Below are 11,295 nucleotides of genomic sequence, written 5' to 3'. Positions count from 1 at the left end.
GGATCTCGTGGCTAGGATGAGGGTATCGAAGGCGCGGCGTGCGTGCCAGCGCATGCCGCACCGCACACTCGAACGCATGATGCGTGGGGAGTCGAAAAATGAATACGCTCAAACGTGCACTCACGGTAACGACGCTCATCGCCGTGCTGGGCAGTCTTGGCGCTTGCGACAACATGTCGAGACGCGACCGCGATACGGTGATTGGCGCGGGCGTGGGCGGCGCGGCCGGCGCAGCTATCGGCGGCAATGCGCTCTCCACCGTGGGCGGCGCAGCGGTGGGTGGCGTGATCGGCAATCAGGTTGGCAAGTAAGCGTTAGCGCCAGTACGGATCGACGATGCGGCCTCACGGCTGGCTGCACGATCGAAACGACGGCACAGAACAGAAACGACACGACAGGCAACACGCCACGCAAGGCGTGCATCAGGGAAGGATGCGCGGCGCAGACCCTCACGGGCTGCGCCGCGTTTGCTTGGATCGATGCCATCGCAGCCGCAGGACTGCGCGAAATATTCGGTTAACGGAGCAGGACGCAGAACGCGTTCGTACGGCGTAAGCTCAAATGAATCAGACGGCCCGGGCCTGATAGCGATGATCCTGCGCGGCCGTTCGCCAGTCGGGGAGCCCGCCATGAAACGTCCGTCTGTGCTTGCGATCGCCGCCGCGAGCGCGCTCCCCGCGCTTTCCGGCTGCTACTACTACGCCCCCTACGGCTACCCGCCCTACTACTACGGCACCGTGCCCGTCGCGGCCACCCAACAGGAGACCGCAGTCGCGCAAACGGCGCCGAACCCGGCTCCTGCCGCCGTGCCCGACGCGCAGTATCCGGGACCGCTCTATGCCTCGCCGCCCGTTGCGATCGCGGTGCCTGCGTGGCCGGCGTATCCGGCTTACCCCGCGGCTTACCCAGCGGCTTACCCAGCGGCTTATCCAGCGGCTTATCCAGCGGCTTATCCCGCGTACTACTCTTACCCCGCGTATGGCTGGGGCTGGGGCGCGCCCGCCGTTTCGTTCGGCTTCGGCTACTGGGGCGGGGGCGGCGGGCACTGGCATCACTGACACTCACACAGCGAGCCCCGCTGCTAAATGGGCCACAAAACGGTGCCGGACCGTACTTTCCCTCCTTGACGCTCCCGCTTCGTTATCTATCCTCCAAGTGGGCTTGCGAGGGATTGAAGCACCGCCTTAACTCGGCCGCCTGGCCTGACACTGAACTCCACAGCCGACAACGCGCCCCGGCGCATGCTGCCGCACTGTTGCGCCGATAACGAACCAGCATAAAGGAGACGTGATGTTCCACCAGCTGTTGACCCCTATCGGCAATTCGCTGCTGTTTTCGTTCCTGATTGCCGCGCTGCCCATTCTCACCGTGCTCGCCCTGCTCGGCTGGGCGCGACGGCCCGCATGGCAAGCCTCGCTCGCGGGGCTCGTGGTCGGCCTGATCGTCGCGATCGCCGGCTGGCAGTTTCCGGTCAATCTCGCGATCAGCTCCGTACTCGCGGGCGTGGTGTTCGCACTCTGGCCGGTGATGTGGATCGTCGTCACGGCGATCCTGCTCTACAACATCGCGCTGCGCTCAGGCCGCTTCGCGGCGTTCCGCATGTGGCTGCTCGACAATCTGCCCAACGACCGGCGCATCGTGCTCGTCGTGGTCGGCTTCTCGTTCGGCGCGTTGTTCGAAGGGATTTCCGGCTTCGGCACGCCAATCGCCATCACGAGCTCGCTGCTCATCATGCTCGGCTTTCCGACGCTCGAGGCCCTGACCTTCACGCTCATCTTCAACACGGCGCCAGTGGCCTTCGGCGCGCTCGGCGTGCCGATCACCGTGCTCGGCGCGGTCACGCACCTGCCCGCCGATCTGCTCGGCCAGATGGTCGGCCGCCAGCTGCCGTTCTTCGCCTTGCTGCTGCCGTTCTATGTGATCGCGATCTACGCGGGCGTGGGCGGCATGCTGCGCATCTGGCCGGTGCTGCTCGTCTCGGGCGGCAGCTTCGCCCTCACGCAGTTCGTCACCGCCAACTTCATCAACTACAGCCTTACCGACGTGCTCTCGTCGCTCGTCTCGCTGATCCTCACCATCCTGTTCCTGCGCGTGTGGAAGCCCGCGCCCGATCCGCGCTTCGCCATCAAGGTCGATCGCGCGAAGGAAACGCGCGGCGCCGTGCCGGGCGCGCAGGGCTGGTATCCGTGGATCATCGTCGCGGCCGTCGTCATCATCTGGACCGTCGCGAGGGTCTTTACCATCGGCGAGGTGAAAGTGCCGTGGCCGGGCCTCGACAAGGCCGTCTACATCACGCTCTACAACACGCCCTATGGCGCGATCTGGGACTTCCAGCCGCTCGCCACCGGCACGGCGATTCTCGTCGCGGCCATCATCACCGCGTTCGTCGTGCGCCTTAAGGCCGCCGATTTCGGCGTCGCGATCGTCGATACCTGGGTGCAGACGCGCATCGCCATCCTCACCGTCGCGACCATCGTCGGGCTCGCGTTCCTCATGAACTACTCGGGGCTCACCTACACGCTGGGTCTCGGGGCGGCTTCGGTCGGCGCGTTCTTTCCGCTCGTTTCGGCCTTCCTCGGCTGGGTCGCGGTGTTCCTCTCGGGCAGCGACACCTCGGGCAACGCGCTGTTCGGCAACCTGCAGGTGGTGGCCGCGAAACAGCTCAACCTCAATCCCATCCTGATGGCGGCGACTAACTCGTCGGGCGGCGTCATGGGCAAGATGATCTCGCCGCAGAACATCGCGACGGGCGTCGCCACTACAGACCTCAAGGGGCAGGAAGGCATTGTGTTCGCGAAGACGTTCAAGCACTCGATCCTGTTGACGGTGCTGCTCGGCATCCTCGTGTGGCTGCAGCAGAACGTGCTCACCTGGATGATTCCGCACTGAATACGGCTCGCGCGGGCATGAAAAAACCCGCCTGCGCGGCGATGCGCAGGCGGGTTTTCTTTTGCGGCCTTAAGCCAGACAACGCTGGCTCGAGCGTTCGCGCAATGCTCAGTGCAGTTCGTCGACCACGAGGCTCATGATCTCCTGCGCCGGGCGCGACGCGTCGATCTGGCCGCTGTCGTCCACGATCGCAACGCGCGTCTGGTTGTCGGTCACGGCGCGCACGTTGAGCTTGTACTGCTTCGCGACCTTTTCCTTGCGGCCGTGGAAGATCTGGTTCCAGAAGCCCTGTTCGTCCGAGCTGTGGTCCTTCGGATCGACGTAGCGCACGTAGTAGATGCCCTTCGTGCGGTCGCGATCGTCCACGGTGAAGTTGGCGCGATCGAGCGCGATGCCCACGCGCACCCACGCGCGGTCGTACGGCTCGCCGAGCGTGAGTTCCGACGAGGTGTACTGGCCCGACGTGCCCTGCGCGCCGGAATTCGACGAGCCGCTGCCCGATTGCTGGCCCACGGCAGCGACGTTCTGCGCGGCCACGGCGGCGGCAGCAGCGTCCGGAGCATTCTTCTTCGCGTCGGTGCCCTTGCTGTTGGCCTTGGCTTCGGCTTCGGCCGCGACCTGCGCGTCGGGCACGCCCGGCTTCGCGTTCGCAAGCGTCATCATGAGTCGCTTGAGGTACTCGGCTTCGAGCGCGGGATCGTTCGGCTTCGGCACCCACTTGCTGGTGTCGTTATTAGTGCCCGAGAGCTGTTCGCTCAGACCCTTCTGGCTGATGAACACATAGGTGCCGCCGCTGGGCGACGTTTCGAGGCGCGTGCGGTACTTGTTGCGCTCGGCGGTCACGTACGAGTTGCCCGTGGCCCACGAGAGCGTGTTGCGGATGAGGCCGTCGCTGATCTTCGGATGGGTTTCGTTCCAGTCCGTTTCCATCACGCCCTTGTCGCGCTGGTCGACCACGAGCAGAAAGCCTTGTTCCTGCCAGAAGCGGCGCACCTGGGCCCAGACCTGGTCGGGCGTGCGGCTGTCGATGACGAGCCAGCTTTCCGTGCCGTCGCGCTGGATGTGCATGCCGGCGACCTGCGGGACCACCTGGGCCTCGTCGGACTGCGGCGCGGCGGCCTGGGTCTGCTTGAGCGAGGACAGCGAGGTCTCGCCGCCCTGCGGCGCGAGCGAGCGCTGGTCAGACGCTTCGTCGAGCATGTTCGGCGGCACAGCGAGCGAGGACTGCTTCGCCTTTGCGTCACTACGGTAATCGATCTTGCCTGGCGTCGGCGAGCTGCAGCCGGCGACCAGGCCGCCCGCCATCAGGAGCGCAAGCGCGCGCGCGGCAAGACGTTGATGAAAATCACTCATGTTCGGGTAATCCCTTCGGCTACGCCACGGCCAGTTTCCGTGGATCAACCAAACATTTTACCGGTCCGGCGGCCCGCTGTGCAAAAACCACGGGCTGGCACGCAACCCAGGCCCGGCATCCAGCACGGCGATGTGGGTCGAATCGCGGTCATGACTCCCCAAACCGACTTCGCCGTAACGTTTATCTACATTCGATCCCGCCCGGCAAATTTGTTGAAAAGCCGCAAGTTTCCTTCTTAATCAATGCATTACCGCAGATCCACGCCAACACACTGCTTTGCGCTGTGTCGACCTGCCCCCTGCGACGCTCCAAAGAACGACCCCGGTGCTAATTTCATTTCGAAATCTCAAAAAAAGCGATTCGTAAAAAGCAGGACCGGAGAGCGTCATGAAAATTTGCAATCTCATCCATGCGGGCCGCGCCGCAGCCTTCGTCTGCGCGCTCAGTTGCCTCGGCTTCGCCGCCTTGCCGGCCCGCGCCGCGCTCGGCGACACCGCAGCAGTGCCGGGCGGCGTCGCCCTGCGTGCCGTCGGTGGCGGCGCAGGGCGCGTCGTTAGCTACGTCGATGACGGCGGCACGACCATCAACGAGTATGTGGGGAGCGCGACCGGGACGGTTTTCGCGTATACGTGGCAGGGGCCGGTTCAGCCCAACGTGGAGGCGCTGCTTGGCCGTTACGCAGCCGACTGGCGCCGCGCCGCCGCGGCGCTTCACGCCACGGGCCTGAGCGGCCTGCACGCTGCGCGCGTCGACGGCGCCCAGGTTGTGGTCGAGACGGCCGGCCACATGCGCGCCTATGTGGGACGCGCGTGGCTGCCCGCCGCACTGCCCGCGGGCGTGAGCGACGGGGACCTCCAATGAAGGCCCGCCCTCGGCCCCTCGCCTCCCTCGCCCTCCTCGCGCTCTTCTCGCTTGGCGCCGCGCTCGCGGCTTGCGGTGGCGACGGCGCCGGAACCGCTTCGGCAGGCACGAGCGCCACCGCGCCCACCAGCGCCCCGAGCCCTTCGAGCGCGCCGTCGACAGCCGGCACCAGCGGCACGGTGCCGCAATCGACCACCCCCAACGTCGTAGCCGTCACGGTCGGCCCGTCTCCCACCTCGACGCGCAACATGCTGATGGCGAGCGTCACGGTCTGCGTGCCGGGCACCGCGAACTGCGCGACCATCGACAACGTACAGGTCGATACCGGCTCGCAGGGCCTGCGTCTGCTGGCTTCTGCGCTGCCGTCGGGGTTCGCGTTGCCCGCCGTGCCAGCCGGCGCGCGAGCCGAGATCGCCGGTGAATGCGCCGTGTTCGGCACCGGCTACACGTGGGGCGCGGTGCGCAGCGCCGACGTGAAGCTCGCGGGTGAAACCGCCGCCGCATTGCCGATCCAGCTGATCGCCGACCCGGCCGTGCCCGCCTCGGCGCCGGCCGCCTGCGCCGGCAGCGGTCTCGCGATGAACAGCGCCGCCACGCTGCGCTCGAACGGCATCCTCGGCGTGGGGCCGTTCAGCGCCGATTGCGGCGTGTCCTGCGTCAGGGCGGCAGTCACGCCGTGGTACTACGCGTGCTCCGCGAGCGGCTGCACGGCGAGCGCGCAACCGCTTGCGCAACAGGTCGGCAACCCGGTGGCGGCCTTTGCCACCGACAACAACGGCGTGATCATCGACTTGCCGCCCCTGGCCGACAGTGGCGCGTCCGGGGTGAGCGGGTCGATGATCTTCGGCATCGGCACGCAGGCGAACAACACGCTCGGCAGCGCAACCGTGCTGCGCGCGAACACGGGCACCGGCTATGTGAAGACGACGACATCGGACGGCACGGTCTACTCGCTGAGCTACCTCGACACGGGCTCGAACGCGCTGTACTTCAACAGCCCGACGATGACGCGCTGCGGGTTCTGGTACTGCCCGGGTTCGCCTGTCAGCCTCGGCGCGACGATAGCCGGCATCGACGGCGTGGGCGCTACCGTGACCTTCGCGGTCGCGAACTCGACGACGCTGCTCGCTACCGGCAACTGGGCCTTCAGCAATCTGGCTGGCTACAACGGTCGCGCGTTCGGCTGGGGACTGCCGTTCTTCTTTGGGCGGCGCGTGTTCACGGCGATCGCCGAGCAGCCCACGCCCGCAGGCAGCGGACCATTCTTCGCGTTCTGAGCGTGCGCCGGCGGTCGCGGAAGGGTCACCAGTCGTAAATGACGAAGGCCTCTTGCGAGGCCTTCATGAGCGCAGATTGCACCAACGACGCGCCGACGTAGCAACGCCACGGCGAGCAGCGTGCGTTCGTTTTAATCGTTCGCGGCGTTCGGGTCGGGTGTGGTCTTCGCGAGCTTCGGCGGCGCGAGCCAGCGGAACGTCGCGAGGCCCGACTCGTTGAAGGTACACTCGGCGGCCGCCGGCGCGACGACGGCCTTCTTGATGCCGAGCTTCGCGACCAGCGCCGCGACCGGCGTGGTCGGCTCGCCCTCCGGCGCGCCGCCTTCGGCCACCGGAGCGATGGGAACCGAAATCGTGCCGGGCAGCGCCGCCGCCTGCACCGTCGGCGCCGTGAACGTGGTCGCCTCGTTGGCGCCCTGCGCCGTGGCGGACGACGCCGCGGATGCGGCCGAAGCCGCCGAGGCGGACGGCGCCGAGGCAGCCGCGGCGGCCGACGCCGCACCGTGCTCGAGCTGACCTTCGATCACCACGCGCGCCCCACGATACGTCGTCGCGCTATGCGTGACTTTCAGGTCGCCGAGCGTCGTCTCGGCAAGGCGGCTACGCATCGCCTCTTCGCAGGTGCTGATGTTGCGGTACTGCGCCGCGCAACCCGCGAGCAGGGTGACGGCGGCCGCGAGGCCGGCGAAGCAGGCGTTACGTGTGTTCATCGAATCATCCGATTTTCAGGCTGCGGCAATTGTAGCGTACGGGGCGGGGAATCCCTGACGGCGCTCGCGCCCAGGCGCGACCCTGCTATCATCGCTGCTGTATATCCGTACAGTGCCGCGCGTGCTTCCCGACTCTCCCGATCCGTTCTACTACCTCGCGAACTTCGAACGTGCGCTAGCGTGGCTCGATGCGCGCTGCGCCGACCTGTTCGACGACGCCGAGCGCCGCTTCGCCGACGATTTCGCCCAGATGCCGCAAGCGTCGCGCGCGCTCTTCGTGCGCATGCTGATGCGCAAGGGACCCCATTTCCGCGCGAGCCGCCTCGCGTACGCCGAGATCGGCTGTCCGCGCGCGGCGGCGGCACCGCTCCTCGCGGCGGCCTGGCTCGACGACGCGCCCGCGCTCGATCTCGCCGCGCTCGCCGCGCTCGTCACGAAAGCCGAACTGCAGGCGCTCGCCGCGCGCCTGGGCGTCGCGCTCGAAGCGCGCGCCACGCGCGCGGCAACGCTCGAGGCGCTCCATGCGCACTCTGCCTGCGCGCCCGAGCCGCGCGACTGGCACGCGTGGTTCCCGGCCTCGCCCGACAGCGTGCTGCTGTTCGCGAGCGCCCCGCTCTGCGAGCGCCTGCGCCTCATGTTCTTCGGCAATCTGCATCAGGACTGGTCGGAATTCGTGCTCGCCGACCTCGGCGTCTTTCGCTACGAAAGCGTGCCCTTCGACCGCGCATCGCGCGCGTTCCAGCGCCGCGAAGACATCGACGTGTATCTGGCGCTGCGCGATTGCCGCGACGGTCTCGAGAGCGCCGCCGAGGCCTTCGACTTCCACGCAGCCGACACCATCGCCGCAACACTCGAAGCGCTCGACGCACTGGCCGCGCGCACGCAAGCCAACGCGTGGCTGCGCGCTCGCCACGACAAGCTGCGTCACGCCGCGGGGCTCGCCGCCGAGCGCGCGGGCGAAGCCGAACTCGCGTGGCGCGCTTATCTCGACAGCGGCCATCCTGAATCGCGCTACCGCCGCGTGCGCGTGCTCGAACAGCTGAACCGCCGCGAGGAAGCGCTGGCGCTCGCGCAGACCATTGCCGATGCGCCAGCAAACGAAGAGGAAGCGCAGCGCGCAGCGCGTACGCTCGGGCGTCTCGCACGCACGCGGGCGAAATCGAAGACGAGCGCCGAGCCGGGGTTCGCGCAGCTCGAACTCACGCTGCCCGCGGCGCCTCGCGCACTGCGCGTCGAGCAAGCCGCGCGCATCGCGCTCGCCACGCCGCAAGCGCCTGTGTTCTATGTCGAGAACACGCTGATCAACGCGCTCTTCGGCCTGCTCTGCTGGCCCGCGCTATTCGCGCCGCTGCCGGGCGCGTTCTTCCATCCGTTCCAGCGCGGTCCCGCCGACCTGCACGCCGCCGACTTCGTCACACGCCGTGCTTCGCAGTTCGAAACATGTCTCGCCGAACTCGAAACGCACGCCTACCGCGACTCGATTCTGCGGCGCTACACAGAAAAATCCGGCATCCAGTCACCGTTCGTCGCGTGGCCCGCACTGAGCGGCGAACTGCTCGCGCTCGCCCTCGACTGCTTCCCCGCCACGCATCTACGTCTGTGGTTTGAGCGACTATTGCGCGAACCCGTCGCCAACCGTTCGGGCCTGCCCGATCTCGTGCGCTTCTGGCCACACGAGCGGCGCTACGAATTGATCGAGGTGAAAGGCCCCGGCGACCGACTGCAGGACAACCAGCGCCGCTGGCTTGCGTATTGCGCGCAGCACGGCATGCCGGTTTCGGTGTTGCAGGTGCGTTGGCCCAACCTGACCGACACAGCCGAAGAAGCCGACGAAGCGAACGGCAACGCCACCGAGGCGCTGCGCGCGCCATGAGCTACACCGTCGCCGTGCGCACGCTGTGCGAGTTCACCGCGAAACGCGGCGACCTCGACTTGCGCTTCACGCCCTCGCCCGACGCAAGCGACGGCCGCGCCGGCCACGCGGCCATCGCCGCGCGCCGGCCGCCCGGCTACGAGACCGAGGTCGCGCTTTCCGGCACGTTCGAATCGCTGAGCGTGCGCGGCCGCGCCGACGGCTACGACCCCGCGCGCCGAAGGCTCGAAGAATTCAAGACCTATCGCGGCGACCTCGATGCGATGCGCGAGAATCAGCGCGCGCTGCACTGGGCGCAGTTGCGCGTCTACGGCGCGCTCCTGTGCGAAAAACTCGGCCTCGATACGCTCGAACTCGCGCTCGTGTACTACGACATCGGTTCGGGGCGCGAGACGGCGCTCGTCGAACATGCGAGCGCGTCGGAACTGCGCGCCGCGTTCGAAACGCAATGCCGCCGCTTCGTTGCATGGGCCGACCAGGAAAACGCCCACCGCGCCGCACGCGACGCCGCGCTCGCCGCGCTGAGCCTGCCGCATCCGCAGTTTCGGCACGGCCAGCGCGATCTTGCCGAAGCCGTCTGGCGCGCGGCGACACAGGGACGCTGTCTGCTCGCGCAGGCGCCTACCGGCATCGGCAAAACCATCGGCACGCTCTTTCCGCAGTTGAAGGCTTGCCCACGCGCGGCGATCGACAAGGTCCTCTTTCTGAGCGCGAAAAGCTCAGGGCGTCAGTTGGCGCTCGATGCGCTGGCTACGCTGACAAGCGCACAAGACGAAGCAAGCGCCGATGCGCAACGAAGGAAAGTGCCCGTGCGCGTGCTCGAACTCGTTGCGCGCGAGAAGTCTTGCGAGCATCCCGAAGCGGCATGTCATGGCGAATCGTGCCCGCTTGCGCGCGGCTTTTACGACCGTCTGCCGGCCGCGCGCGCGGCGGCGCTCGAGCGCGTGCGGCTCGACCGCGCGGCACTGCGCGATGTCGCGAGCGAGCATGCCGTCTGCCCCTACTACCTTGGCCAGGAGCTGGCGCGCTGGAGCGACGTGATCGTCGGCGACTACAACTACTGGTTCGACGCGAGCGCCATGCTCTTTATGCTCGCCGCGCACAACCAGTGGCGCGCGAGCGTGCTCGTGGACGAAGCCCACAACCTCCCGGAGCGCGCCCGCGCGATGTATTCGGCGGAACTCGTGCAAACGCGCATCGACACCCTGCGCTGCGCCGCGAGCGCGCCACTGAAGCGCGCGCTCGCGCGACTGCAGAAGCACTGGAACGCACAGAACGCCGTGCTGCCGGGAGCCTGGCGCGCGAGCGAGACCTTGCCCGAAGGCCTCGTCGCCGCGCTTGGCGACGTGATCGGGGCGATCGGCGACCAGCTCGCCGAACCCGCGCTCGTGCGCGACCCCGAACTCGAGCGCTTCTACTTCGACGCACTGCACTTCACGCGCATTGCCGAGCGCTTCGATACGCATTCGCTCTTCGACGTCACGCCACTGGCGCATCAGAACGCGCGCCGCCCTCGCTCCACTCTCGCGATCCGCAACATCGTGCCGGCGGACGCCTTGCGCCCACGCATCGCCACGGCACACAGCATCACGCTCTTTTCCGCGACGCTCTCGCCCACGCATTACTACAGCGACATGCTCGGCCTGCCTGCGAACACGGTGAGCATCGACATCGACACGCCGTTTCGCGGCGAGCAGCTCGATGTCCACATCGCCCGCCATATCTCGACGCGCTATAAGGACCGCGAACGTTCGCTCGAAGCGCTGGTTGGGCGCGTGGCCGCGCAATTTGCCGAGCGCCCAGGCAACTATCTGTGCTTCTTCAGCAGCTACGACTATCTGCAGCAAGCCGCCGACGCGTTTGCGGCGCGCCATCCGGAGGTGAAGGTCTGGCTCCAGTCGCGCACCATGGACGAGGCAGACCAGCAGGCCTTCGTCGCGCGCTTCGTGGAAGGCGGCTGCGGCATCGGTTTCGCGGTGCTGGGCGGCGCGTTCGGCGAAGGCATCGATCTGCCCGGTACGCGCCTCATCGGCACGTTCATCGCGACGCTTGGCATGCCGCAGGTGAACGCCGTGAACGAGGCGATGCGCGCACGCATGGATACGCTCTACGGCGACGGCTTCGACTACACGTACCTGATCCCGGGCCTGCGCAAAGTCGTGCAGGCCGCCGGGCGCGTGATTCGCACCGAGGACGATCGCGGCGTCGTGCATCTGCTGGACGACCGCTTCGCACAGCCCGGCGTACGCGCGCTGCTGCCGACGTGGTGGCGCATCGCCGCCAGTTAGTCTGGATTCCTCCGCATTAATCATGACATTAAAGAGCTGGCGC

General features: G+C 67.4%; 9 protein-coding genes. 7 read left to right on the top strand and 2 right to left on the bottom strand.

Annotation, left to right across the window (positions count from 1 at the left end; genetic code table 11):
• The first annotated feature begins 98 nt into the window (after window positions 1–98).
• The 3 genes from M3I53_RS23270 (at window position 99) to M3I53_RS23260 (ending at window position 2,889) form a co-directional block, all read left to right on the top strand.
• Window positions 99–311 carry a glycine zipper 2TM domain-containing protein gene (locus M3I53_RS23270; protein WP_254318189.1) on the top strand — a complete coding sequence of 71 codons (213 nt, stop codon included), beginning with the start codon at window positions 99–101 and terminating at the stop codon, window positions 309–311.
• Between the two features lie 318 nt (window positions 312–629).
• Complete coding sequence (locus tag M3I53_RS23265) at window positions 630–1,058, top strand: hypothetical protein (protein ID WP_254318188.1); 429 nt, start codon at window positions 630–632, stop codon at window positions 1,056–1,058.
• 232 nt (window positions 1,059–1,290) lie between these two features.
• Window positions 1,291–2,889, top strand: coding sequence for an L-lactate permease (locus M3I53_RS23260; protein WP_254318187.1), 1,599 nt, complete (start codon window positions 1,291–1,293; stop codon window positions 2,887–2,889).
• Between the two features lie 108 nt (window positions 2,890–2,997).
• Here the strand turns inward: M3I53_RS23260 and bamC are convergent, their stop codons facing one another.
• Window positions 2,998–4,242, bottom strand: coding sequence for an outer membrane protein assembly factor BamC (gene bamC, locus M3I53_RS23255; protein ID WP_254318186.1), 1,245 nt, complete (start codon window positions 4,240–4,242; stop codon window positions 2,998–3,000).
• 388 nt (window positions 4,243–4,630) lie between these two features.
• Between bamC and M3I53_RS23250 the strand changes: the two genes are divergently transcribed.
• Both M3I53_RS23250 and M3I53_RS23245 read left to right on the top strand, forming a co-directional pair.
• Window positions 4,631–5,104 (top strand): DUF2844 domain-containing protein, encoded by a 474-nt coding sequence (locus M3I53_RS23250; RefSeq protein WP_254318185.1) that lies wholly within the window; start codon window positions 4,631–4,633, stop codon window positions 5,102–5,104.
• Complete coding sequence (locus M3I53_RS23245) at window positions 5,101–6,381, top strand: DUF3443 domain-containing protein (protein ID WP_254318184.1); 1,281 nt, start codon at window positions 5,101–5,103, stop codon at window positions 6,379–6,381. Before M3I53_RS23250 ends, M3I53_RS23245 begins: the two co-directional genes overlap by 4 nt.
• 131 nt (window positions 6,382–6,512) lie before the next feature.
• Here M3I53_RS23245 and M3I53_RS23240 read toward each other — a convergent pair whose 3' ends face one another.
• Window positions 6,513–7,091 carry a hypothetical protein gene (locus M3I53_RS23240; protein ID WP_254318183.1) on the bottom strand — a complete coding sequence of 193 codons (579 nt, stop codon included), beginning with the start codon at window positions 7,089–7,091 and terminating at the stop codon, window positions 6,513–6,515.
• Window positions 7,092–7,212: 121 nt separating this feature from the next.
• On the opposite strand from M3I53_RS23240, the gene M3I53_RS23235 reads away from it, so the two are divergent.
• Both M3I53_RS23235 and M3I53_RS23230 read left to right on the top strand, forming a co-directional pair.
• Window positions 7,213–8,964 carry a VRR-NUC domain-containing protein gene (locus M3I53_RS23235; RefSeq protein WP_254318182.1) on the top strand — a complete coding sequence of 584 codons (1,752 nt, stop codon included), beginning with the start codon at window positions 7,213–7,215 and terminating at the stop codon, window positions 8,962–8,964.
• Entirely contained in the window at window positions 8,961–11,252 is a 2,292-nt protein-coding gene (locus M3I53_RS23230; RefSeq protein WP_254318181.1) for an ATP-dependent DNA helicase, read from the top strand. Before M3I53_RS23235 ends, M3I53_RS23230 begins: the two co-directional genes overlap by 4 nt.
• The last annotated feature ends 43 nt before the right edge of the window (window positions 11,253–11,295 follow it).

This window comes from Paraburkholderia sp. CNPSo 3272, from assembly GCF_024206495.1.
Lineage (GTDB): Bacteria > Pseudomonadota > Gammaproteobacteria > Burkholderiales > Burkholderiaceae > Paraburkholderia.
Note: the sequence above shows the minus strand (reverse complement) of the source record. Positions and strands in the feature narration are given on the sequence as shown.

Bases quoted from the DNA above. Each gene is read 5' to 3' on its own strand.
- M3I53_RS23260 (WP_254318187.1), top strand. From the start codon at position 1,291: ATGTTCCACCAGCTGTTGACCCCTATCGGCAATTCGCTGCTGTTTTCG.
- M3I53_RS23240 (WP_254318183.1), bottom strand. From the start codon at position 7,091: ATGAACACACGTAACGCCTGCTTCGCCGGCCTCGCGGCCGCCGTCACC.
- M3I53_RS23270 (WP_254318189.1), top strand. From the start codon at position 99: ATGAATACGCTCAAACGTGCACTCACGGTAACGACGCTCATCGCCGTG.
- M3I53_RS23245 (WP_254318184.1), top strand. From the start codon at position 5,101: ATGAAGGCCCGCCCTCGGCCCCTCGCCTCCCTCGCCCTCCTCGCGCTC.
- M3I53_RS23230 (WP_254318181.1), top strand. From the start codon at position 8,961: ATGAGCTACACCGTCGCCGTGCGCACGCTGTGCGAGTTCACCGCGAAA.
- M3I53_RS23265 (WP_254318188.1), top strand. From the start codon at position 630: ATGAAACGTCCGTCTGTGCTTGCGATCGCCGCCGCGAGCGCGCTCCCC.
- M3I53_RS23250 (WP_254318185.1), top strand. From the start codon at position 4,631: ATGAAAATTTGCAATCTCATCCATGCGGGCCGCGCCGCAGCCTTCGTC.
- bamC (WP_254318186.1), bottom strand. From the start codon at position 4,242: ATGAGTGATTTTCATCAACGTCTTGCCGCGCGCGCGCTTGCGCTCCTG.